Origin of the sequence: Micromonospora sp. NPDC048898, from assembly GCF_043198035.1 — a bacterium.
Lineage (GTDB): Bacteria > Actinomycetota > Actinomycetes > Mycobacteriales > Micromonosporaceae > Micromonospora.
Window position 1 is genome coordinate 654,151 of sequence record NZ_JBICUF010000002.1, and the last position, 20,805, is coordinate 674,955.

Consider the following 20,805-nt stretch of genomic DNA (forward strand, 5'->3'; position numbering starts at 1 on the left):
CCGCGCGAGTAGGCCGTAAGGTGCCCCCATGCTCGATATCGCCCTGCTGCCAGGGGAGTACGCGGTGTGGCGGTTGGCCGCCGGCACCGCCCTGCCGTACGCGCTGTCGAGCGGGCTGAGCGGCACCGACGTGGTGACGGTGAGCTGGACCTCCGACGGGATCTCGGTGATCTGCCCAGCGGATCGGGTTCCGGTACAGGCCGTGATGGAGACCGCCTGGCGCTGTCTACGGGTCACCGCCCCGGCCGACATGGCCAGCACCGGCAGCCTGGCCGCGCTCGTCGATCCGCTCGCCGAGGCACGGGTCAGTGTGGTCACGTTCTCCACCTTCGACACCGACTACCTGCTGGTGCCGGCCGTCCGGCTGACCGAGGGCACCGCCGCGCTACAGCGCGCCGGGCACCGCGTCACCGGCTGACCTTCACCCGACCGGCCGCTGACCCTACGATGGGCTCGGCCACCCCGGCCGCGACGAATTCTCCGATGTCCCGAGGATCGGCCCGTGCCGTTCACCCCGTCCCACCCCCCGTCTCCCCCACCGCGGGCGACGGCCTACCTCCCACCGGCGACACGCAGCCGGGCATCCGACCATGTCCCCACTCGGGCCACCGCCCGGATTCGACCGGTCGCGCTCGCGGTGCTCGCCGTCGCGGTGCTCGCCGGCTGTGGCGCCCCACCCGAGCTACGGGAGCCGACTGCCGCGCCAACCCGCACCGCGGCACCGACGACACCTGGCCCGAGCACCGCACCCACCACGCCGCCGGCCACCGCACCACCACTCGGCACGGTCACGCCCACCCCGGACGCCGGGCTGGTCGCCACACCCTGCCGGAACGGGCCGACCGGCGAGCGGGTGGTGCAACTGCTGCGCGGCCGGGCCGGGGTGCTCCCGGCCAACGTTCGGGTCCAGGTCCGCACCGGGCCGCTCTGCGCCGCCGAGTGGCAGTACACAGTCCTGCAGGTGACCGGGCACGAGGAACTCCAGGTGGTCACCCGGGGCCAGGCCACCGCACCGACCCTGGTCACCGCCGGCACCGACGTCTGCACCATCGAGGTACGCGCCACCAGCCCAGCCGGGATCCGCGCCCTCGCCTGCGACGCCGCTCCGGCCAGCCGGCCGAGTGCGTAGGCTGACCGGCATGCCGGGAACACCGCCGACACGCTTCGTCTACCTCGGGCCGGAGGGCACCTTCGCCGAGCAGGCCCTGCGCACCCTTCCCGCCGCCGAGCGCGGCACCCGTACGCCCGCCCGCAGCGTCGGGGAGGCGCTGGACAGCGTCCGGACCGGGGACGCCGACGCCGCGCTGGTGCCGCTGGAAAACTCGATCGGCGGCGCGGTGGGCGTCACGCTCGACGAGATGGTCGAGGGCGAGCCGTTGGTGATCACCCGAGAGGTGGTCCTGCCGGTGGCGTTCGTGCTCGGCGCTCGACCCGACACTCCGCTGACCTCGATCCGCACCGTGGCGGCCCATCCGCAGGCGTCCACCCAGTGCCGGGGCTGGCTACGCGACCATCTGCCCGACGCCGTGGTGGTCGACGTGCTCTCCAACGGCGCGGCGGCGGCCGGTGCCGGCACCGGCGCGTACGACGCCGCGATCTGCGCGCCGATCGGAGCGGCCCGCCACCGACTCGTGACACTCGCCGACAAGATCGCCGATCATCCGGACGCGGTGACGCGGTTCGCGCTGGTGGCCCGCCCCGGGCCACCTCCGCCGCCGACCGACGACGACCTCACCTCGCTGGCGGTCTACATCGCGCACGACCGGGTCGGCGCGCTGCTGTCGGTGCTGATGGAGCTTGCCGTCCGCGGCGTCAACCTGACGCGCATCGAGTCCCGTCCCACCGGCGAGGCACTGGGCCGGTACGTCTTCTTCCTGGACTGCACCGGCCACGTCGCCGACGTACGACTGGGTGAGGCGTTGCAGGGGCTGCGCCGGGTCTGCGCGGAGGTCCGCTTCCTGGGCTCGTACCCCCGGCACCGGTGGGTTGAGGCGGCGCGCGATCGGCCGGTGCCCGCGCCGGCGGGCCTCTCCGACGCCGACTACGTCGACGCGGCGGCCTGGCTGACCCGACTGCGCACAGGTGAGTTGACCTGACCGGGCGGGGCGCCCCCCATCAGCTCAACCGATCGGGAGCGCCCGCGCCGCAGGTGGTCAGCTCAGCAGACCGCCGAGCAGACCGCCCTCCTGCTGCTGCTGACCGCTGCCCATGACCGGCGGCTCCTCCGACGGCTGCACCACCACGAAGCCCTGACCGGCGAAGCTCATCGTGAACGACTCACCGGTACGCCGACCCAGCAGCGTGCCGAGGCCCAGTTGCTCGGCCCGGTGGTAGCCGGTCTGCAGGTTCGCCGACCAGCACACCGCCGCCTGCGGGTCGACGTACGTGGGGGCGTCCACGTTGAGCACGACCGGGGTGCCCTTGGTGGTGATGGCGATCCGGCCGTGGCCGCTGAACACACAGTTGAACAGGCCGGACGAGGAGGCCATCCCGGCGCCGCCGACCATCCTGATGTCGTACTGGAGGGTCGAGTCGAAGGCGAGCACACTGGAGCCGTTGATGGAGAGGGCGTCGCCCGGCTCCAGGTCGATGATGTGCACGTCCTTGGCCAGCTCGGCGAGGAAGACGTCACCGTGGCCGGAAACCTTCATCAGGGGGACGCCCTCGCCGGTGAGCTTCTGCTTGAGAAACTTGCCGAGCCCGCCCGAGCCGAGCGCCTGGAACTGCACATTCCCCTGGTACGCGACCATCGACCCGACCCGGGCCATCGCCTCGCCGTTGAGTTCGATCTTCAACATCTTGGAGTTTTGCAGCCGCATGCCGGGCTGCGCGGACTCCTTCTCCAGATTCTCCGCGGAGAACAGCTCACTGCGCATGAAAGGGTGCCTCCTGACAGGGTTGCGATTGCTGCACCGAAGGTAGGCGACCAGGGCAACCACGGACCATCGGCCGAGCGGTGAGCGCGGCTGTCGGAGGGCTCAGCCCCAGCCCAGTGCGTGTAGCCGATCGTCGTCGATGCCGAAGTGGTGCGCGATCTCGTGCACGACGGTCACCGCCACCTCGTCGACGACATCGTCGTCGTTGTCACAGATTCGCAGAATCGGGTGGCGGTAGATGAAGATTCGGTCCGGCAAGACACCGGAGTAGTCCCAGCCGCGGCTGGTCAGGGCGTGGCCCTCGTAGAGGCCGAGCAGGCCGGGCTCGCCCTGCGGCGGGTCGTCCTCGACGAGGATCACCACGTTGCTCATCAGGCCGAGCAGTTCCTCGGGCACCTCGTCGAGGGCGTCGGCAACCAGCTCCTCGAAGCGCTCGCGGGTCATGTCTACCGGCACGGCACCCATTCTGCCCGACGCCGCACCCGTTGGGCCGGTCGAGACGTGGCGCCGATCGGATCCGCAGGCTCACGGAGAGAGTGACCACCCAGGGGCGGGCGGAGACTCTCGTCCGTGAACGAGCGGTTGTGAGGTCGACCGGCTGTTGTGGGTCGACCGCTCAGGAGGCCAGGCGCGCGTCGAGGGTGATCTCGGCGCCCGGCGAGAGCAGGCGGGAGATCGGGCAGTTGGCCTTGGCGGCCTCGGCGAGCTTCTGGAACTCCGCGTCGTCGATCCCCGGGACCTGGCCGACGGTCTCCAGGTCGATCCGGGTCACGGTCATGCCGGCGTCGGTCTTGTCCAGGTGGACCTTGGCGGTGGTCTCGACCGAGGTGGCCGTCGAGCCGGCGTCGGCGAGCGCCTTCGAGAACGCCATCGAGAAGCAGCCGGCGTGCGCGGCGGCGATCAGCTCCTCCGGGTTGGTGCCCTCGCCCTCCTCGAAGCGCGACTTGAAGGAGTAGTTGCCCGACAGGCCGCCCTTACCGGTGCGGACCGTGCCGGAGCCCTCGGTGAGATTGCCCTGCCATTGTGCTGAAGCGGTACGGATAGGCATGAGGAGAACGCTAGCGGAAAGGTGACCGTCGAGCGACCGACCGGCACGGACGCCTACCCTGCGATCCCTGTCACGATCGGCTGACTGTGCCATGATGCGACCCAGGTCCGTGACCGGCGGAAGGATTGCCGATGTCCGACGAACTTCCGATCCCCCGGCAGGGCGGCCGGTCCGAGGAGCCGGCCGTGATCGAGTGGGGTGCTGTCGACCCGGCTCCGCGGCGCCGGTTCGGCTGGTCCCTGGCCGGTTTCGCGCAGGACCCTCGGCTGCCCCTGCTGCTCGCCGGCCTGGGCGCGGTCGCCGGGATCGCCTCGCTGGTCGGGGAATGGCTGGTGATGAGCCTGCCCAACGGCGGCGGGCCCGAGGGTGAGGGCACGATCGAGGTGCCGGCCGGGGTGTCCGAGGTCGGCGGCTTCGGCGTTGGCTACCTGGTCGGGCTGCTCGGTCTCGTCTGCACCGTGGCGCTGGCCCTGCGGGGCACGGCGGCCGTGCGGCCGAACGCCCGGCTGGCCGGTCTCACCCTGGCCGGTGCCCTGTTGGCGGTGCTGATCGCCGCCACGGCCACCCTCAACGACCCCAGCCAGCGCAACTTCTTCTACTCGCCGCCGGACGGGTTCCGGGCCGAATACGGCCGTGGGCTGGTGATGGCGTTCGCCGCCTGTGTGCTGTTCGCGGTCGCCCTGCGGCTGGCACCCGCCACATCCTCCGGCACGTTCGCCGGGCCACCGGACGATGACGGGCCCGCCGAGGCGCCACCCTCGCGACCCTGGCGCCGCCGCCGCAACCCCGACCCCATCGAGTACGGCCCACCCGCCCCAACCGACCTGACAGTCACCCCCGCCGCCCCCTTCGCCCACCCCGACCCCCAGCCCTGACCCCCACGCCCCGCGCGGGCGCGTGCGGGGCGGGGTGGGGGTTGTTCGCGTCCGATTCGTCTGGAAGCCATGGATGCGACCCTTTGCGCGAGGTACGGTTGCTGCCCGCCGTGACGCCGGGTCTCCTCGACAGAAGGGGACAGCAGGTGCGACGGCGGCGGGCGAAGGAGGAACGATGACCCGCCCGGGCCTGCCCAAGCTGATCGCGACCGACCTCGACGGCACGCTGGTGCGCAGCGATGACACCGTCTCCGCGTACACCCATGGGGTGCTCGACCGGGTGCGGGCCGCCGGGATTCCGGTGGTCGGCGCGACCGGACGCGGCCCTCGGTTGACCGAGTTGACCCGCAACGACATCCGGGCCGCGGACTTCCTGGTGATGGCCGGCGGTGGCCGGGTGGTCGACCAGAGCGACCCGGCCGGCCCCGTGGTGCTCCGCGACGAGCGGCTGCCCGCCGAGGTACTGGCCCGGCTGCTCGCCGACCTGGAGGCCGAGGTCGGCCCGCTGACCGTGATGGTCGAGGCGTCCGACGAGCACGATGCTCCGCTCTGGGGCGACTACCACGAGAGTTGGCCCTACCAGGACCGGTTCGAGGCGCGCAGCCGCGCGGAGTGCCTCTCCTGCGACGTGATCAAGGCGTTCGCCCGGACCGCCGACCACCACGTGGACGAACTGCTGGCGGTGGCCCGCCGGATCGTTGCGCCGCAGGTCGCCACGCTCACCCAGGCCGGGCTCGGCTTCATCGAGATCTGCCCGCCCGGCGTGGACAAGGCCACCGGGCTGACGGTGGTGGCGCAGAGCCTCGGGGTGGATCCGGCCGACGTCCTGGTCTTCGGTGACATGCCCAACGATCTGCCGATGTTCGAGTGGGCCGGCTGGTCCCGGGTGGCGGTGGCCAACGCGCACCCCGCCCTGCGTGCCGCCGCCGACGAGGTGACCCTGCGCAACGACGACGACGGTGTGGCGGTGTATCTGGACCGGCTACTGTCCCGGTGATGCAAGAGACACCCCGCCTGATCGCCACCGACATCGACGGCACGCTGATCCGCGACGACCACACCGTCAGCCCCCGCACCGCCGACGTGCTCGCGCGGATCTCCGCGCGAGGCACGCCCGTCGTCCTGGTCACCGGCCGTCCGGTCCGCTGGCTCAAGATGGTGTACGACCAACTGGCCCAGCCGCTGCCGGCGGTCTGCGCCAACGGTGCCGTGGTCTACGACCCGTTCTCCGACGAGGTGGTGCGGGCTGATCCGCTCGCCCCGCACCACCTGGCCGAGGTCGCCCGACGGCTACGGGCCGAGGTGCCCGGGATCAGCTTCGCCGTGGAGATCCTGGACAGCCGGGAGATGCGGCACGAGGCGCACTACCCGCTGCGCTGGGACGTCGACCCGGAGGGCATCCGACCGATCGAGACGCCGGAGGAGTTGCTCTCGGTGCCGGCGGTGAAGCTGCTCGCGCGGGCCGGCGAGCAGGACCCGGACGCCTTCGCCGCGCTGATCGCGGCGGCGGTGGCGGGGCTGGCCGAGGCCACGCACTCGTCGTCCTCCGGCCTGGTGGAGATCTCCGCGGCCGGGGTGACCAAGGCGGCCGGGCTGGCCTGGTACTGCGACCAACTCGGGGTGGCCGCGGCGGACGTGCTGGCCTTCGGCGACATGCCCAACGACGTGCCGATGTTGAGCTGGGCCGGACGGGGCGTGGCGGTGGCCAACGCGCACCGCGCCGTCCTAGCGGTCGCCGACGACGTGACGACGGCGAACACCGAGGACGGCGTGGCGGCGTACCTGGAGAAGGTTTTCGGGGTGGACTGAGGGTTACAGGTACTGGCCGGTGTTGTGGCCCTCGCCGCCGCCCGGCTGGGCGATGCCGGACATCCCGGGGACGATCCCGCCGGGACCACTGGGCAGCGCCTGCCGGCCACCACGCATCTGCTCCAACTGCACCCGGGCGGCCATCTGCTGGGCCACCAGGGCCGCCTGGATGCCGTGGAACAGGCCCTCCAGCCAACCGACGAGTTGGGCGTGCGCGATCCGCAACTCGCCCTCGCTGGGGGCCTTGTCCTCGGTGAAGGGCAGCGAGATGCGCTCCAGCTCGTCGCGCAGCTCGGGGGCGAGGCCCTCCTTGAGCTCGACGATCGACCGCTCGTGGATCTCCCGCATCCGGTTGCGGCTCGCGTCGTCGAGTGGTGCGGCTTTCACCTCCTCCAGCAACTGCTTGATCATGCTGCCGATCCGCATCACCTTGGCCGGCTGTTCGACCAGGCGGGTCGGATCCTCACCCTGGCCCTCGTCGGTCTGCATCGTCCCGATCGGCCGGCCGTCCGGACCGACCACCACGACAGTGCCGGGGTGGCCGGAGTCGTCGGTGCCGGGCTCGTCGTCCTGTCCAGCTGAGCGCGCTTCGGTCATGGGGTCCATCTTTACCCAGCGGGCTGGACCGTTGGCGCCCGGGACCGACTACCGGGACCGAACCACCCGCGCGGGCGCGCTACCGTCGCGCCATGCCTGCCGACCCGCGCGCCGTGTTGACCCGGCCCGCACCGGGGCCCGACCGGACCGTGGCGTACGGCGACCACCCGGATCAGGTGGCCGACCTGCGGTGCCCGGCGGGAGCTGGGCCAGCGCTCCCGCTGGTCGTCGTCCTGCACGGCGGTTTCTGGCGGGTCGAGTACGACCGACGACACACCGACCCGTTGGCTGCGGCACTCGCCGCGGACGGCTACCCGGTGGCGCAGCTGGAATACCGGCGGACCGGGCAGCCGGGAGGTGGGTGGCCGGGCACGTTGACCGACGTGCTGACCGGGGTGGCCGAGCTGCCCGGGCTGGCCGCCGAGGCGCTGCCCGGCCGGGTGACCCGGGCCGCGCCGATCCTGGTCGGGCACTCCGCAGGCGGTCACCTGGCGCTGTACGTGGCGGCCACCGCGCCGGCGACGGTGGGCGGGGTGCTCGCCCTGGCCCCGGTGGCCGATCTGGGCGAGGCGTACCGGCGGGATCTGGACTCGGGCGCGGTGGCCGCGCTGCTCGGCGGCGGCCCGGCCGAGGTCCCGGACCGGTACGCGGCGACGGATCCACGGCTACTGGTGCCGGCGCGGACACGGACGGTAGTTTTGCACGGCTCGGAGGATCAACAGGTTCCGGTGGAGATGAGCCGGGGTTTCGTCACGGAGGCAACTGCCGCGGGATCCGATATCTCCCTTGTTGAGCTGCCCGGATGCGAGCATTTCGGGCTGATCGACCCGGAGTCCACCGCCTGGCCCCGCGTCCTCGCCGGGTTGCGGTCCCTGCAGGTTGATCACTAGCCATTGACGCAGCGTCGCGGACCAGGTAGAACGCCGGAGGGGCGGTGTTCAGCCCTGCAACGCTCCTTGGAAGGAACTCGGTGTCGCAGATGAATCGCAGGCGGGCGCTCCAACTGTTGGCCGCGCTCGGTACCACCGGGTTCGTCGCCGGATGTGGCTCCGACACCGACCCCGAACCGACAGTCAACCGCAGCCCGATCAAGATCGGGCTGATCACCCCGCAGGCCGGCGGTTTGAAGAGCATCGGCGATGACATCACCAACGGCTTCCAACTCTTCCTCGACCTGCACGACAAGCGGCTGGGCGGCCACCCGGTGGAGTTGTTGACCGCCGACGAGGGCGACACCGCGAAGACCGGCAAGGCCGCCGTGGATGGCCTGCTCAAGCAGGGCGTGCTGGCGCTCACCGGGGTGGTCAACTCGGCGGTGATGGTCGGCATCCGGGACACCGTCGAGCAGGCCAAGGTCCCGCTGATCGGCTCCAACGCCTCACCGAGCAGCCTGCAGAGCGTGTTCTACATCTGGCGGACGTCGTACGTGCTGGACGAGGCCGGCAAGGCGCTGGGCCGCTACCTGCGCGACCAACTGCCCGCCAACGGCCGGGTGGCGATCATCATGCCGGAGAACGTCGGCAGCCCGGACGTGGTGCGCGGCTTCCGGCAGGAGTTCGGCGCGACCGACCCGCGAATCAGCGACCCGGTCACCTACACCAGCGCCAACCCCAACCCCGGCAAGACCGCGTTCTCGGCGGACATCAGCACCGCGCTGGCCAAGGAGCCCACTGCGGTCTTCTGCTTCTTCGCCGGAGCAGCCGCGGTGGAGTTCATCAAGCAGTTGCGGGAGAAGTTCGCCGGGCCGATCTACGCGCCCGGCTTCCTCACCGAGGGCACCGTGCTGGAGAGCCTGAAGGAAAACGCGCTGGGCATCCAGACCGCGCTGAACTACTCGGCCGACCTGAACAACACGTCCAACCGTGTCTTCGCCTCGGCCTACCGCAAGAAATACCAGGTCACCCCCACCACGTACGCGATGGCGTCGTACGACGCGGCGCAGGTGCTCGACCAGGCGATCCAGCTCACCGGCGGCTCGCCCAACCCGCAGCAGGTCAACCTGGCACTCGGCCGGATCGGCCAGATCGACAGCCCGCGCGGCATCTGGCAGTTCAACCAGCCGCGTACCCCCCAGCAGAAGTGGTACCTGCGGGAGGTGCAGCGCGACGGCCAGGTCATGTCGAACGTGCTGATCAACGAGCTGGCCACGCTGGGCTGAGCCCGGAGCGTACGACAGGGCCGGCCTCCCGTTGGGGAGGCCGGCCCTGTCGTACGGGAGTCAGTGCCGCAGCTCGGCGATGCAGCACTTCACGCTGCCGCCGCCCTTCTTCAGCTCGGCCAACTCGACGGGGACCGGGGTGTACCCGGCCGCCTTCAGCTTGCCGGCGAACCGGGTCGCCTCGCTGTTGAGCACCACGTTCGCGCCGTCGCTGACCAGGTTCAGCCCGAAGGCCAGAGCGTCCTCGTCGTCGGCGAGCACCGCGTCCGGGAAGAGCTGGGTGAGCACCCGTTGGCTGGCTGCGGAGAACGCGCCCGGGAAGTAGGCGACGTTCGAGTCGTCGATGGCCGCGAGTGCCACGTCCAGGTGATAGAAGCGGGGGTCGATCAAACGCAGGGACACCACCGGTCGGCCCAGCGCCTCCTGCGCCTCACCGTGCGCCGGCAGCTCGGTGCGGAAGCCGTGCCCGGCGAGGATGAGGCCGCCGTGCGCCTCCGGCACGTACGCGAAGTCGCCCTCGCCCTCGTTGGTTTCGCCAGGTGCGACGAACCGCCAGCCCTGCGACTCGTAGAAGGCGTGGTGGGCGGCGGCCTCGGCGGCCCGCTGCTCGTGCCTGAACCGGGCGCCGTACACGCTGCCGTCCACCACGAAGGCACCGTTGGCGGCGTAGACCATGTCGGGCAGGCCCTCCTCGGGTGTGAGCAGGTGCACCTCGTGGCCGAGACCGACAAGCGTCTCGTGCAGCCGGTCCCACTGTTTGACGGCCAGGTCCCGGTCGACGGGCGTGGTCACGTCCATCCACGGGTTGATCGCGTACTCGACCGCGTAGTGCTCGGGCGAGCACATGAGATATGTCCGCTTTCGCGGGACTCGCTGCTGGTTCACGGTCACCAAGAGTAGGTACCGTGGAACTTTGGTAACAGCCACAACCGTTGCTTCTCAGAGGCGGAACGTTGCAGATAGACGCGGTAGACCAGCGGATCATTGCGTTACTCGTCGCCGACGCCCGTGCGTCGTACGCCGACATCGGCACCCGGGTGTCACTCTCCGCCCCGGCCGTCAAGCGTCGCGTCGATCGGCTACGCGCCACCGGTGTGATCCGGGGATTCACGGCCGTGGTGGATCCGGCAGCCGTCGGCTGGACCACCGAGGCGTTCGTCGAGCTGTTCTGCGCCGGCCGGACCACCCCCGCCCAGATCGGCGTGGCCGCCCGGCGACACCCGGAGGTGGTCGGCGCCTACACCGTCTCCGGGGAGGCGGACGCGCTCGTGCACCTGCGCGCCGCCGACATCGCCCACCTGGAGGCGGCGCTGGAGCGGCTGCGCGCCGAGTCCTTCGTGACCTCCACCCGCAGCACGATCGTGCTGTCCCGCCTGGCCGAGTCCCCGGGCGTCGGCCCGTCGCCCCGCACCGCTTGAGCGGGGCTCAGAGGTACATGCCGGTGCGGTGCTCCGAGTCGTCACGCCGGACCGGCTTGTCGCCCTCGCCGAAGAACCGCTTGCCGCCGAACTCGCCGTGCAGACGGTCGTCCAACTCGTCGGCGAGCCCGGTCATCACCTGCACCGCAAGCATCAGGTGCGTGGCCTGGAAGTTGCGACCGAAGACCGGGATGGACGCCCAGACCGTGTCGTCGGCGCAGTAGAGGCGGCCGATCGGCATCCGGTTGGTCAACTCGGAGAGCTTGACGTAGAGCCGCTCGGTCGGCTCCACCTCGGTAAGCACCGGGGAGAACACGTCCACCAGCGGCGGATTGTCCCGTACCCGTACGAAGACCATCGCCGAGCCGGCCCGGATGTTGATGTCGCCGTCCGAGTCGACCTGCAACCGGTCGGTGTCCGACTTGAGCATCGTGGAGACCACGGTCCGGACCCGATCAGCCAGGTCGAGCACGTCGTCCCGCTCGACCTGCGCGGAGGCCGCCTCGGCCAGCGCCTCCTCCAGGTCGGCCTCGACGTCGGCGTCCGGGCCGAACTCGCTGCGTGCCGTGCCCAACGGGTCCACGGCAAGCGGCTCGCCCTCGGCGTCCTGCACCAGGTAGACGAGGAACGCCGGGTGCGGGGCGCCGTAGACGTCACGCAGCGTCCGGGAGAGCAGCGCGGCGATCCGGGTGGACTCGCCCGTCGTGCCGTCCAGCCCGAAGAAACCGCCGGATCCGGCGACCACCCCGGGTGGCGACCAGCCGAGCGCGACCATGTCCGCCACCGCGCCGCGGTCCAACCGGTAGCCCGCCGGCAGCGTGGCGTTGCCGACCGCCCGCGCGGACAACGCGCCACCGTCGTGCACGTCCACGCTCACCGAGTAGACGGCGTCCCCGGTGCCGGAGGCGGTCGGGTCCAGGGTCACCTCCAGGTGCGCGCCGACGGGCAGCTCCCGCAGCCGCACGGCGAGCGCACGGGCGAACTCCTGCCACGCCTCGGTCACCTTCGCCCGCAGGTCGGTCGTGCTGGGTTCGTCGAGCAGGATCGATTCCGCCGGCTCAGCCGTAGCGCCGGGCAGGTCACCGATCGGCGCCGAGGGGTGGTCAGCCGTCATGATCGCCTCCGTCCGTCACGATCACCCTACCCACGCCGCCTGGCGGCTCAATCAGCCCGGACCGGGATCGGACAACGGTGGTCAGGGGGCCGTCGGGTCCGCGGGGTCCGCGCCCAGCTCGACGGGCCAGGCGCCAGCCAGGGCACTGAGTCGGGCCGCGGCGTCCGCCGGGTCGGCACCCCGGCCGACCGCCAGCCCCAGCAGGTACGCAGTCACCGGCGCACCCGGCCGCAGCACCTGGTGGGCGACGTCGCGGGCCAGATCCAGCACCGCCGGGACCGGCACCCCGGCCGGGTCCAGCTCCAGCTCGGTGCACGCCGCCGTGACCCAGTCGTCCATCACCGTCATCGCGCCCACTCCTCCGCCCGGCGTACGTCCTCGTCAGTGTCGCAGTCGAACCAGGGCGGCGGGCCCTCACCGGACCAGGGCACCTCCCGCACGACGAGGCCGGCCAGCAACGCCCGGACCGGGGCACCGGACAGGCTCCCGCCCCGCTCGGCAGTCAACCGGTCCAGCGCGGCCCGCAGCGCCGCGACCCGCCAGACACCGCAGAGCGACTGCCGCCGCCCGTCCCCGTCGACGAAGCACGCCCCGTCGGGCCGACGCCGCCCGTTCCCGACCAGACCGCTGCCAGCCGCCGCCGGTACGGCCTGGCCCGCCGATGCGGCTCGGCCCGCCGAGGCGGCCTGGCCCGCCGAGGCAGCCTGGCCCGCCGAGGCAGCCTGGCCCGCCGAGGCAGCCTGGCCGGGGTTCTCCTCGGTGAGATGGGTCAGTAGGTCGCCGATCGCGGCCCGGGTGAGCAGCGGCAGGTCGGCCGCGAGCAGAGCGACAAGTGCGGTGTCCGGATCGAGCAGTGCCAGCCCGGCGGCCGCCGCGGCGACCGGACCCCCGCCGGGCGGGTCCTCCCGGGTCACCCGCACGCCCTCCGGGACGGCGTCGACCGGCCCGACCAGCACCCGCGGCCCGGCGTCGCTGACGGCGGCCAGCACCCGCAGGCGCATCGGCCGGCCACCGACCGGGAGCGCGGGCTTGTCCACCCCGCCCATCCGTCGGGCGGACCCACCTGCGAGCACCACGGCGGCATACGTCCCCATCCGGCCACCGTAGCCGTGTCCACACTCGCTGGCGGTCGCCGCCGGGTGCGCGATGCCCGTGGCCGTGCGGGCGTACCGGCGGGAGGTGGAGGATGGCGGGATGGGACGGGCAACTGATCGGCGCGGCGTACTTCGGATCGACCTGGACGCTGCGACCGCCGGTCGCGGGTCCATCCGTCGGCCGGACACGCTGGCGGTGGAGGAGCCGCTGGAGATCCGGGTCGGCGCCGCCGGCCCCGGCCGGCGACAACCCCTCGCCGTGACCATGCGTACCCCCGGCGACGACCTGGACCTGGCCATCGGGTTCCTCCTGACCGAAGGGCTGATCCGGTCGACCGACGACGTGTTGACCGCGCAGCTCTGCGCTGGCGTGGAGACGCCGAACACGTACAACGTGGTGGACGTGGTGCTCGCCCCCGGCGTGCCGGAGCCGACCACCGATCCGTCCCGGAACTTCTACACGACCAGTTCCTGCGGAGTCTGCGGCAAGGCCAGCATCGACGCGATCCGCACCCGGTCACAGTTCCCGGTCTCCGCCGATCCGCTCAGCGTGCCGGCCACGCTCCTCGCCGAACTGCCCGACCGGCTTCGCGCCGCCCAGCGTGGCTTCGACCGGACCGGCGGGCTGCACGCGGCGGGCCTGTTCACCCCCGGCGGAGAGCTGGTGGTGCTGCGGGAGGACGTGGGCCGACACAACGCGGTGGACAAGGTGATCGGCTGGGCCGTGCGGGAACGTCGACTGCCACTGGCTGGACACCTGCTGCTGGTCTCCGGCCGGGCCAGCTTCGAGCTGACCCAGAAGGCGTGGATGGCCGGGTTGCCGATGCTGGCGGCGGTGTCCGCCCCGAGCACGCTCGCCGCCGAACTGGCCGACGAGGCCGGGATGACGCTCGTCGGCTTCCTACGCGGCCAAACCATGAACGTCTACACCAACCCACACCGCATCACGCTGGAGCAGTCAGCCTGACGACGCCCCCACCCGCGTCGATCTTGCACTTTCTGCCCAGACAAGAATTGGCATAAGACGCATAACGGCGACCGAAACTGCAAGATTGACGCTCAGGGCCGGTAATTCACTGGCCGATCCGGTCGATCAGGTCGAACAGGGCCAGCCGCGCGGCGGCGTCGCGGGCGATCAGGAAGCCGGCGATGCCGAGGATCCAACCCAACGCACCGCCCGCCTTCGAGACGATCCACGCGTTGAGGCGGGCCAGCACCGGCTCGACAAGCGCCGGGCGGGCCACCCTGGCGCCCAGCAACACCACCGCTGGCAGCACCATGACCAGGCAATATCCGGCGAGCAGCACCACCACGGCCACCGCGCTCACCCCCGAGGTCGCCAACAGGCCCACCGCGCCGAGGTACGGGAGCATCGTCGCCACCTCGGCGAGCGCGGCCAGCAACGCCAGCCCGACCAGCCAGCGGGCCGAGGAGTCGCCTGCGGTGGCCCGGTCCCGCCACCGCAACACACCACCGGTACGGGGGCGCCGCTTGCCGTCGTAGCGGAAGCTGAGCGCCAACATCGCTACGCCCAGCACGAGTTGTGCCCAGAGGACAGCCCGGTTGTCCAGGGCACCGCCCAGCGCATCGCCCAACCTGCTGCCGCCCCACACCAGCAGCAGTCCCACCGCGAGATAGAACGCCGCGATGGTGGCGAGGTAGCCCAGGATCCGCCGGGCGTTGACCGGCCCGGGAGCGAGCAGCAGCCAGACCGGGATGAAGAGGGTGCCGATGCTGGTGCTGTCCACCAACGCCAGCCCGGCCAGCGAGAGCAGCAGTTCGGGGGTCACCCGATCATTGTCGGCCGGCTCGCGCCCCACCGAGTCGGCCGCGATCAGGAGAAACGCGTACATCGTTCGACGGAGGGCCGTGCGGGGACCCGCCCCGGCGCGATCGCCCTCGGGGACGCGGGATCAGCGGCGGGGCGAGCTGTCGCAGGCTCGCCCCGTCACGCACTGACCCGTGATCGACTCGGGTTTGCTGATACCGGGGTGTCCCGGTGGCGGGGACACCCCGACTTTCAGGAAACCGAGTCGATCATGGATCTGTCGGCAAACCGCCGGCTGTGCGGCGACGATCCCGACCGCACCGCGCGGGAGGCCTTAACGGCGAACTCCATGCCAGCACCCTGGAAAGCTCGACGAGTGTCGAGATCGACGTCGACTGGTCGCCTGATTCCAGTCGCCCCAGCGGACACGGTCAACGGGTGCAGGACGCCTGGACCGCCCCCATGCGACCATCGAGGGACGTCCAGGAGAGGTCGCCTTGCGATGACGCGAAACGATGTTCCCCTAAGTGCGGGCCGCCGGGTGAGGATGTAGAGGTGCCATGGCCCGAGGTCGTTCGCCGCGCCATCAAGGTTGGCTCAGACCGTGACCTGGTCGGCGTCTACGCACGCCGCTCCGACCTTCCGAATTCGCTGTTCCGGGAGTTGATCAACAAAGCGGGTACGCGGTTGTGGTTCGGCGGATACACGAGCTATTTCGTGTGGCTTGAGGTACCTAACGCCGCCGCCGCCCTCGGCGCGAAGGCCCAGGGCGGAGCCGATGTGCGTTTCCTGCTCGGTGACCCGAGGAGCGACGTCACCACGGAGCGGGAGCGGATCGAGGCGACTCCCCTCACGCTCGCGACCCGCATAGCGATGACACAGGCGGAGATCGCCAAGTCTCCGGCACCTCTTGCGGTCCGGCTGTCGGAACGACACGTTGCTATGTCTGTCTGGATCTTCGATGACGAGGCGATTGTGGCAACACACATCGGCGCGGGGCTCGGGCAGGACTCAGTAACGATGCACCTCCGACGCAGGGAGTCCGGCGGTCCGTTCGATCGTTACGTGGAGCACTTCGAGTCTCTGTGGGATGCCGCGGGGGCGGCGTAGCTGCGCTCAGGGCCAGCCCGGTCGCCCGCTGACCCTTGATCGACTCGGGTTTGCTGATGCCGGGGTGTCCCGGCAACGGGGATGCCCCGATTTCCTTGAAGCCGAGTCGATCAACTCCCGACGCGCGGGCCGGGCGACCCCGACGTGCCAGGCCGGGCGACTCCCGTGCCAGGCCGGGCGCCGACCGGGGACCGGCTGGTCAGCGGCGGCCACGCCGCCTTCGCTTGCGGGGGCGGATCACGCCGGGCATGCCGTCCGACGGCCAACCGTCCAGCTCGGATGGGGGCACACCGCGCCGGAGCATGTCGTCCAACAGCACGGCGAGCGAGTAGTTGGGGTGCAGGCTCAGCGTGCGCTCCAGTGCGACCGCCGCCAGCGCCCCCTGCCCCGCGCGCCAGGCCGCGAACGCCAGCAACGCACCTGGGGCGGCGACCAACTCCGGCTCGGCCCGGCGCAGCACGTCGGTCCAGAGGGCGATGTCCCGATCTCGGCCGTCGGTGCGTTCCCAGGCGTGATCGCGGACCGGCAGGTGGGTCATCAGCAGGCTCAACCAGGCCACCTCGTCGTCGTCGAGCCGCTCACCACGACGCTGCCGACGCTGGGCCTCGCGGACCGCTTCGAGCCCTGCGGTGCGCACCGCCCGACTGCCGAGCAGGTCACTCTCGGGCGCCTGCTTGAGCAGCTCGGTCAGGCGCAGGCGGGCGCGGGCGGTGGCCGTACGCGCCGCGTCCCGAGCCGGCCCGTCCACAGGTGCCACCTGCGCCACCAGGGCGGCCCGGTCGGGGAGCGCGACCTGGCCGGCGAAGACCGCCGCGGCGGTAACCGGATTGGCGGCCGGGTCGTAGTGTCGGCCCTCGGGTGGGCAGCAGTCGGGCTCGGTGCAGAGGTAGGACCACCACCGGTCTCCGGTCACCCGCAGCGCGTCGAGCACCTCCGTCCCGCCGGCGTTCAGTGCGGCGCGCACCGCGTCGACGGCCGGTGTCACCCGATCGGGTGGCCCGTAGCCGACCACGGTGGCGGCCTCCGCGCCCTGCCGGCGGATCACTCCGGCCAGGTGCCGGGCCCGCTCGACCAGATCGGTCGACGGTTCGGGCAGGTCCGCACGGGCGGCGAAGATGATCTGCCGGCCGAGCAACGCCACCGCGACCACGCTGCCGGCGGGGTGGAAGCCGAGCAGGTACGGTACGGCGGCGATCAGGTCGGCGGGCGAGCGGACGGCGAGCTGAGGGCGTTCGGTCGAGGCCATGTCGGAAGCCTGCGGCGGGCCTGACCCGCCCGACAGACCCTGTGGACGACACGCTGCTTATCCACAGCTACTGAGCGTGTTCTCCCTGCTCATCGCGCACCTACGGATCGCGGAAAGCGCACCTGGGGGTGCCGAAAGAGGCCCGATGTCCTCGGGCGACACCGTGGTGTCACAGGAAGCGGTTACCGTGCGCTGATGGACCTGGCGTACCTGCGCGCGCACCCGGCACACCTGCCCACCTTCCGGACCCATCAGCGGATCCGGGAGACGCCGGTCGCCGGTGGGCACATCTGCGCCGCCGCCCGGCTCACCCTGGACGACGGCCACTCGGTCTTCGCCAAGTCCTGGCCCGAGGGGGCGGGCCGACCGGCCCCGGAGGGCTTCTTCGCCGCCGAGGCGGCCGGGTTGCGCTGGCTGCGGGAGTCCGGGGCGGTCGCCGTACCCGAGGTGATCGTGGCGTTGCCGGGCCTGCTGGCGCTCGACTGGGTCGAGCCCGGCGAGCCGACGCCGGAGGCCGCGGCACGCTTGGGCCGGGAGTTGGCCGACCTGCACCGGGCGGGCTCGGCGACCTTCGGGGCGGCCTGGCCGGGGTTCATCGGGTCGCTCCCCCAGGACAACACCCCCACCGCCGGGCCCTGGTCGACGTGGTTCGCCGAGCGACGCCTCGTCCCCTACCTGCGGCGCTCGGTCGACGGTGGTGCCCTGACCAGCGCCGACGCGAGACTGGTCGAGCAGGTGATCGGTCGGCTCGGTGAGTTCGGCGGCGACGAGCCGCCGGCACGCATCCACGGCGACCTGTGGCCGGGCAACGTGCTGTGGGGCGCCGACGACCGGGCCTGGCTGATCGACCCGGCGGCGCACGGCGGGCACCGGGAGACGGATCTGGCCCAGCTCGCGCTCTTCGGCGGCATCCCCCACCTGGGCCGGGTGCTTGCCGCCTATCGGGAGAGTTGGCCGTTGCCGGACGGCTGGCGCGACCGGGTGCCACTGCATCAGCTGCATCTGCTGCTCGTGCACACCGCGCTCTTCGGCGGCGGTTATCGGGGCGCGGTCCTTCAGGCCGCCCGCGCCGTCCCGGTCCGGGTCGAACGCGCTACGGTCGACAGGTGAGCGTCGCCCCGGGGACCGATGGCGTCCTCGTCGACCGGTACGGCCGCGTCGCCCGTGACCTGCGTGTGTCCCTCACCGACAAGTGCAACCTGCGCTGCACCTACTGCATGCCGGCGGAGGGGTTGCCCTGGCTGGCCGGCCCCGACCTGCTGACCGACGAGGAGATCGTCCGGCTGGTCCGGGTGGCCGTCGAGCGGCTCGGTGTGACCGAGGTGCGGTTCACCGGCGGTGAGCCGCTGATCCGCCCCGGGCTGGTCGGCATCGTGAGCGCGGTCGCCGCGTTGCGGCCCCGCCCCCGGGTCTCGCTGACCACCAACGGCATCGGGCTGGACCGGCTGGCCCCGGCGTTGCGTACGGCCGGCCTGGACCGGGTCAACGTCTCACTCGACACTCTGGACCCGGGCCGGTTCACCCGACTCACCCGCCGCCCGCGCCTCGACGCGGTGCTGGCCGGGCTCGCCGGGGCGGCCGCCGCCGGGCTCAGCCCCGTGAAGATCAATTCAGTGCTGATGCGCGGTGTCAACGAGGACGAGGCGCCGGCCCTGCTCCGCTTCGCCGTCGAGCACGACTACCAGTTGCGGATCATCGAGCAGATGCCGTTGGACGCCCAGCACGGCTGGGACCGCCACACCATGGTCACCGCCGAGGAGATCCTGACCTCCCTGCGTACCGTCTTCGAGCTGAGCCCCGACCCCACCGAGCGCGGCGCGGCACCGGCGGAGACCTGGCTGGTCGACGGAGGTCCCGCTCGGGTCGGCGTGATCGCCAGCGTCACCCGACCGTTCTGCGGGGACTGCGACCGCACCCGGCTCACGGCGGACGGCCAGGTCCGCGCCTGCCTCTTCGCCACCGAGGAGTCCGACCTGCGCGCGGCGCTGCGCACCGGCGCGGACGACGACGAGTTGGCCCGACGCTGGCGCACCGCGATGTGGGGCAAGCGCGCCGGGCACGGTATCGACGACCCGACCTTCCTCCAGCCGACCCGGCCGATGTCCGCGATCGGGGGTTGAGGCGTGGCCCCGAACCGACTGACCATCCGTTACTTCGCGGGTGCCCGCGCCGCTGCCGGGCACGCCGAGGAGGTCCTGCCCGCCGGCCGGTCGCTGGACGACCTCACCGCCGAGCTGGTGCGGCGACACGGTGATCGACTCGCCGCCGTGCTGCGAGTGGCGAGTTTTCTGGTGGATGGCGTCACCTGTCATGATCGTGAAGCACCCCTGCCGGCCGGGGCCACGATCGACGTTCTGCCCCCGTTCGCGGGCGGCTGAGGAGGCGCACATGTTGGCGGTTCTGGGGTTCGTGGCCGTCCTGGCGCTGACCACCGGTCTCATCCACCTCTACCTGTGGAAGCGACTCGTTCGGGACACCACACATCCGGGCCGCTGGCGGCGGGTCGGCGGGATCGCCGCCCTGGTGCTGGCGCTGCTCGTGCCGGCCACCCTCCTCGGGACGCAGGCCGGGCTCTACTGGCTCGCCTGGCCGGGCTACCTGTGGCTCGCCGTGATGTTCTACCTGCTCGTCGTGCTTGTCGTGCTCGAAGTGCCGATGCTCGTCACCCGGCTGGTGCTGCGCCGCCGGCTCGCCGCGGCCGAGCCGACCACCGCCGCACCCGAGCCGGTGCTCGTCGCCGCGGCCGAACCGACCACCGCCGCACCCGAGCCGGGGCTGGTGGGCGCGGCCGGGCCGCCCGAGCCGCCGGCCGCCGGTGCCGTCACGGCCGCGGGCCACGACCCGGGCCGCCGGCTGCTGCTGGCCCGTGGGGCGGCCATCTTCGCCGGCCTCACCGCCACCGGCATCACCGGGTACGGCGTTCGCACCGCTCTCGGCCCACCACGACTCGACCGGGTGCAGATCCCCCTCGCCAAGCTCCCGCGCAGCATGGACGGCCTGCGCATCGCGACCGTCTCGGACATCCACCTCGGCCCACTGCGCGGCCGGGCGCACACCGAGCGGATCGTCGCCGCGATCAACCGGCTCGACGCCGACCTGGTCGCGGTAGTCGGGGACCTGGTCGACGGCTCGGTCGCCGAACTCGGCCCGGCCGCCGCACCCCTTCGCGACCTGCGCTCCCGCTACGGCAACTTCTTCGTCACCGGTAACCACGAGTACTACTCCGGCGTGGAGGAGTGGGTCCAGGAGGTCGACCGGCTCGGCCTGCGGGTGCTGCAGAACCAGCGGCAGGAGATCCGGGCCCGGGGCGGCGTGCTCGACGTGGCCGGCGTAAACGACCTGGACGCCACGGGGACCACCGGCCTCGCCGCCGGGCCCGACTTCGCCGCCGCCCTCGGTGACCGCGACCCGAGCCGTCCGGTGGTGCTGCTCGCCCATCAGCCGCTGGCGGCGGTCGAGGCGGCCCACTACGGCGTCGACCTGCAACTGTCCGGGCACACCCACGGTGGCCAGGTGGTGCCGTTCAACCTGGTCGTCCGGCTGGCGCAGCCGGTGGTCAGCGGCCTCGGCGAGGTCGACGGCACCAAGGTCTACGTGACGAACGGCGCCGGCTTCTGGGGGCCGCCGGTCCGGGTCGGCGCGGAGCCGCAGATCAGTCTTGTGGAGTTGCGCTCGGCATAGCGGACGTCACG

The 20,805-nt window shown here is 71.9% G+C and carries 25 protein-coding genes; 15 read left to right on the forward strand and 10 right to left on the reverse strand.

The genetic code is table 11. The features are described 5' to 3' along the window. The first annotated feature begins 28 nt into the window (after positions 1 to 28). The 3 genes from ACGFIQ_RS09755 to pheA all read left to right on the forward strand — a co-directional run bounded on the left by ACGFIQ_RS09755 (position 29) and on the right by pheA (position 2,096). A complete protein-coding gene (locus tag ACGFIQ_RS09755) occupies positions 29 to 418 on the forward strand; it encodes an ACT domain-containing protein (protein ID WP_393241910.1) in 390 nt (129 codons plus the stop codon). 198 nt (positions 419 to 616) lie between these two features. Further along, positions 617 to 1,129, forward strand: coding sequence for a hypothetical protein (locus tag ACGFIQ_RS09760; RefSeq protein WP_393242192.1), 513 nt, complete (start codon positions 617 to 619; stop codon positions 1,127 to 1,129). A 10-nt stretch (positions 1,130 to 1,139) separates the two neighbouring features. Beyond that, positions 1,140 to 2,096: a prephenate dehydratase gene (pheA, locus tag ACGFIQ_RS09765; RefSeq protein WP_393241913.1), complete on the forward strand. Its 957-nt coding sequence runs from the start codon at positions 1,140 to 1,142 to the stop codon at positions 2,094 to 2,096. 57 nt (positions 2,097 to 2,153) lie between these two features. Here pheA and ACGFIQ_RS09770 read toward each other — a convergent pair whose 3' ends face one another. The 3 genes from ACGFIQ_RS09770 to ACGFIQ_RS09780 form a co-directional block, all read right to left on the reverse strand. After that, complete coding sequence (locus ACGFIQ_RS09770) at positions 2,154 to 2,876, reverse strand: AIM24 family protein (protein ID WP_357556562.1); 723 nt, start codon at positions 2,874 to 2,876, stop codon at positions 2,154 to 2,156. A gap of 102 nt (positions 2,877 to 2,978) precedes the next feature. After that, complete coding sequence (locus tag ACGFIQ_RS09775) at positions 2,979 to 3,341, reverse strand: metallopeptidase family protein (RefSeq protein ID WP_393241916.1); 363 nt, start codon at positions 3,339 to 3,341, stop codon at positions 2,979 to 2,981. Between the two features lie 151 nt (positions 3,342 to 3,492). Next, positions 3,493 to 3,924, reverse strand: a complete 432-nt coding sequence (locus tag ACGFIQ_RS09780) for an OsmC family protein (protein WP_357065949.1) — start codon at positions 3,922 to 3,924, stop codon at positions 3,493 to 3,495. 131 nt (positions 3,925 to 4,055) lie between these two features. On the opposite strand from ACGFIQ_RS09780, the gene ACGFIQ_RS09785 reads away from it, so the two are divergent. From ACGFIQ_RS09785 to ACGFIQ_RS09795, 3 genes are all read left to right on the forward strand, one after another. Next, positions 4,056 to 4,799 (forward strand): hypothetical protein, encoded by a 744-nt coding sequence (locus tag ACGFIQ_RS09785; protein WP_393241920.1) that lies wholly within the window; start codon positions 4,056 to 4,058, stop codon positions 4,797 to 4,799. Between the two features lie 175 nt (positions 4,800 to 4,974). Then, complete coding sequence (locus ACGFIQ_RS09790; protein WP_357065955.1) at positions 4,975 to 5,796, forward strand: HAD family hydrolase; 822 nt, start codon at positions 4,975 to 4,977, stop codon at positions 5,794 to 5,796. Then, the gene (locus tag ACGFIQ_RS09795; RefSeq protein ID WP_393241923.1) at positions 5,796 to 6,608 is read left to right on the forward strand and encodes an HAD family hydrolase; all 813 of its coding nucleotides are present in this window, start codon (positions 5,796 to 5,798) and stop codon (positions 6,606 to 6,608) included. The genes ACGFIQ_RS09790 and ACGFIQ_RS09795 overlap by 1 nt, the downstream gene beginning before the upstream one ends. 3 nt (positions 6,609 to 6,611) lie before the next feature. Here the strand turns inward: ACGFIQ_RS09795 and ACGFIQ_RS09800 are convergent, their stop codons facing one another. Next, the gene (locus ACGFIQ_RS09800) at positions 6,612 to 7,214 is read right to left on the reverse strand and encodes a bacterial proteasome activator family protein (protein ID WP_393241926.1); all 603 of its coding nucleotides are present in this window, start codon (positions 7,212 to 7,214) and stop codon (positions 6,612 to 6,614) included. Between the two features lie 83 nt (positions 7,215 to 7,297). On the opposite strand from ACGFIQ_RS09800, the gene ACGFIQ_RS09805 reads away from it, so the two are divergent. Further along, positions 7,298 to 8,095, forward strand: a complete 798-nt coding sequence (locus ACGFIQ_RS09805; protein ID WP_393241928.1) for an alpha/beta hydrolase family protein — start codon at positions 7,298 to 7,300, stop codon at positions 8,093 to 8,095. An 80-nt stretch (positions 8,096 to 8,175) separates the two neighbouring features. Further along, the gene (locus ACGFIQ_RS09810; protein WP_393241930.1) at positions 8,176 to 9,363 is read left to right on the forward strand and encodes an ABC transporter substrate-binding protein; all 1,188 of its coding nucleotides are present in this window, start codon (positions 8,176 to 8,178) and stop codon (positions 9,361 to 9,363) included. A gap of 60 nt (positions 9,364 to 9,423) precedes the next feature. On the opposite strand, the gene ddaH is transcribed toward ACGFIQ_RS09810, so the two are convergent. Beyond that, positions 9,424 to 10,257 (reverse strand): dimethylargininase, encoded by an 834-nt coding sequence (gene ddaH, locus ACGFIQ_RS09815; RefSeq protein ID WP_393241933.1) that lies wholly within the window; start codon positions 10,255 to 10,257, stop codon positions 9,424 to 9,426. 59 nt (positions 10,258 to 10,316) lie between these two features. Between ddaH and ACGFIQ_RS09820 the strand changes: the two genes are divergently transcribed. Next, complete coding sequence (locus ACGFIQ_RS09820) at positions 10,317 to 10,781, forward strand: Lrp/AsnC family transcriptional regulator (RefSeq protein WP_357065971.1); 465 nt, start codon at positions 10,317 to 10,319, stop codon at positions 10,779 to 10,781. A 7-nt stretch (positions 10,782 to 10,788) separates the two neighbouring features. Here the strand turns inward: ACGFIQ_RS09820 and ACGFIQ_RS09825 are convergent, their stop codons facing one another. The 3 genes from ACGFIQ_RS09825 to ACGFIQ_RS09835 all read right to left on the reverse strand — a co-directional run bounded on the left by ACGFIQ_RS09825 (position 10,789) and on the right by ACGFIQ_RS09835 (position 12,989). After that, positions 10,789 to 11,895, reverse strand: a complete 1,107-nt coding sequence (locus tag ACGFIQ_RS09825) for a hypothetical protein (RefSeq protein ID WP_393241936.1) — start codon at positions 11,893 to 11,895, stop codon at positions 10,789 to 10,791. Positions 11,896 to 11,976: 81 nt separating this feature from the next. After that, positions 11,977 to 12,243, reverse strand: a complete 267-nt coding sequence (locus tag ACGFIQ_RS09830; protein ID WP_393241938.1) for a DUF6457 domain-containing protein — start codon at positions 12,241 to 12,243, stop codon at positions 11,977 to 11,979. Continuing rightward, positions 12,240 to 12,989: a molybdenum cofactor guanylyltransferase gene (locus tag ACGFIQ_RS09835; protein ID WP_393241940.1), complete on the reverse strand. Its 750-nt coding sequence runs from the start codon at positions 12,987 to 12,989 to the stop codon at positions 12,240 to 12,242. Before ACGFIQ_RS09835 ends, ACGFIQ_RS09830 begins: the two co-directional genes overlap by 4 nt. A gap of 100 nt (positions 12,990 to 13,089) precedes the next feature. Between ACGFIQ_RS09835 and fdhD the strand changes: the two genes are divergently transcribed. Next, a complete protein-coding gene (fdhD, locus tag ACGFIQ_RS09840; protein WP_393242195.1) occupies positions 13,090 to 13,956 on the forward strand; it encodes a formate dehydrogenase accessory sulfurtransferase FdhD in 867 nt (288 codons plus the stop codon). Between the two features lie 106 nt (positions 13,957 to 14,062). Here fdhD and ACGFIQ_RS09845 read toward each other — a convergent pair whose 3' ends face one another. Beyond that, a complete protein-coding gene (locus ACGFIQ_RS09845; RefSeq protein ID WP_393241941.1) occupies positions 14,063 to 14,842 on the reverse strand; it encodes a GAP family protein in 780 nt (259 codons plus the stop codon). A 470-nt stretch (positions 14,843 to 15,312) separates the two neighbouring features. Here ACGFIQ_RS09845 and ACGFIQ_RS09850 point away from each other — a divergent pair, with 470 nt between their 5' ends. Continuing rightward, the gene (locus ACGFIQ_RS09850) at positions 15,313 to 15,867 is read left to right on the forward strand and encodes an XRE family transcriptional regulator (protein ID WP_393241944.1); all 555 of its coding nucleotides are present in this window, start codon (positions 15,313 to 15,315) and stop codon (positions 15,865 to 15,867) included. 199 nt (positions 15,868 to 16,066) lie between these two features. Here the strand turns inward: ACGFIQ_RS09850 and ACGFIQ_RS09855 are convergent, their stop codons facing one another. Next, the gene (locus ACGFIQ_RS09855; RefSeq protein WP_393241947.1) at positions 16,067 to 17,113 is read right to left on the reverse strand and encodes a DUF4192 domain-containing protein; all 1,047 of its coding nucleotides are present in this window, start codon (positions 17,111 to 17,113) and stop codon (positions 16,067 to 16,069) included. 195 nt (positions 17,114 to 17,308) lie between these two features. Here ACGFIQ_RS09855 and ACGFIQ_RS09860 point away from each other — a divergent pair, with 195 nt between their 5' ends. From ACGFIQ_RS09860 to ACGFIQ_RS09875, 4 genes are read left to right on the forward strand one after another with little or no spacing between them, the layout of a single operon-like run. Continuing rightward, positions 17,309 to 18,223 carry a fructosamine kinase family protein gene (locus tag ACGFIQ_RS09860; protein WP_393241950.1) on the forward strand — a complete coding sequence of 305 codons (915 nt, stop codon included), beginning with the start codon at positions 17,309 to 17,311 and terminating at the stop codon, positions 18,221 to 18,223. Further along, complete coding sequence (gene moaA / locus ACGFIQ_RS09865; RefSeq protein WP_393241953.1) at positions 18,220 to 19,233, forward strand: GTP 3',8-cyclase MoaA; 1,014 nt, start codon at positions 18,220 to 18,222, stop codon at positions 19,231 to 19,233. Before ACGFIQ_RS09860 ends, moaA begins: the two co-directional genes overlap by 4 nt. A 3-nt stretch (positions 19,234 to 19,236) precedes the next feature. Next, a complete protein-coding gene (locus tag ACGFIQ_RS09870) occupies positions 19,237 to 19,491 on the forward strand; it encodes a MoaD/ThiS family protein (RefSeq protein ID WP_393241956.1) in 255 nt (84 codons plus the stop codon). A gap of 10 nt (positions 19,492 to 19,501) precedes the next feature. Continuing rightward, complete coding sequence (locus tag ACGFIQ_RS09875) at positions 19,502 to 20,794, forward strand: metallophosphoesterase (protein WP_393241958.1); 1,293 nt, start codon at positions 19,502 to 19,504, stop codon at positions 20,792 to 20,794. The last annotated feature ends 11 nt before the right edge of the window (positions 20,795 to 20,805 follow it).

Excerpts from the sequence above, each read along its gene's own strand:
- ACGFIQ_RS09755 (WP_393241910.1), top strand. The coding sequence starts at position 29 with ATGCTCGATATCGCCCTGCTGCCAGGGGAGTACGCGGTGTGGCGGTTG.
- pheA (WP_393241913.1), top strand. The coding sequence starts at position 1,140 with ATGCCGGGAACACCGCCGACACGCTTCGTCTACCTCGGGCCGGAGGGC.
- ACGFIQ_RS09770 (WP_357556562.1), bottom strand. The coding sequence starts at position 2,876 with ATGCGCAGTGAGCTGTTCTCCGCGGAGAATCTGGAGAAGGAGTCCGCG.
- ACGFIQ_RS09775 (WP_393241916.1), bottom strand. The coding sequence starts at position 3,341 with ATGGGTGCCGTGCCGGTAGACATGACCCGCGAGCGCTTCGAGGAGCTG.
- ACGFIQ_RS09780 (WP_357065949.1), bottom strand. The coding sequence starts at position 3,924 with ATGCCTATCCGTACCGCTTCAGCACAATGGCAGGGCAATCTCACCGAG.
- ACGFIQ_RS09785 (WP_393241920.1), top strand. The coding sequence starts at position 4,056 with ATGTCCGACGAACTTCCGATCCCCCGGCAGGGCGGCCGGTCCGAGGAG.
- ACGFIQ_RS09790 (WP_357065955.1), top strand. The coding sequence starts at position 4,975 with ATGACCCGCCCGGGCCTGCCCAAGCTGATCGCGACCGACCTCGACGGC.
- ACGFIQ_RS09795 (WP_393241923.1), top strand. The coding sequence starts at position 5,796 with ATGCAAGAGACACCCCGCCTGATCGCCACCGACATCGACGGCACGCTG.
- ACGFIQ_RS09800 (WP_393241926.1), bottom strand. The coding sequence starts at position 7,214 with ATGGACCCCATGACCGAAGCGCGCTCAGCTGGACAGGACGACGAGCCC.
- ACGFIQ_RS09805 (WP_393241928.1), top strand. The coding sequence starts at position 7,298 with ATGCCTGCCGACCCGCGCGCCGTGTTGACCCGGCCCGCACCGGGGCCC.
- ACGFIQ_RS09825 (WP_393241936.1), bottom strand. The coding sequence starts at position 11,895 with ATGACGGCTGACCACCCCTCGGCGCCGATCGGTGACCTGCCCGGCGCT.
- ACGFIQ_RS09830 (WP_393241938.1), bottom strand. The coding sequence starts at position 12,243 with ATGACGGTGATGGACGACTGGGTCACGGCGGCGTGCACCGAGCTGGAG.
- ACGFIQ_RS09835 (WP_393241940.1), bottom strand. The coding sequence starts at position 12,989 with ATGGGGACGTATGCCGCCGTGGTGCTCGCAGGTGGGTCCGCCCGACGG.
- fdhD (WP_393242195.1), top strand. The coding sequence starts at position 13,090 with ATGGGACGGGCAACTGATCGGCGCGGCGTACTTCGGATCGACCTGGAC.
- ACGFIQ_RS09845 (WP_393241941.1), bottom strand. The coding sequence starts at position 14,842 with ATGTACGCGTTTCTCCTGATCGCGGCCGACTCGGTGGGGCGCGAGCCG.
- ACGFIQ_RS09855 (WP_393241947.1), bottom strand. The coding sequence starts at position 17,113 with ATGGCCTCGACCGAACGCCCTCAGCTCGCCGTCCGCTCGCCCGCCGAC.
- ACGFIQ_RS09860 (WP_393241950.1), top strand. The coding sequence starts at position 17,309 with ATGGACCTGGCGTACCTGCGCGCGCACCCGGCACACCTGCCCACCTTC.
- ACGFIQ_RS09875 (WP_393241958.1), top strand. The coding sequence starts at position 19,502 with ATGTTGGCGGTTCTGGGGTTCGTGGCCGTCCTGGCGCTGACCACCGGT.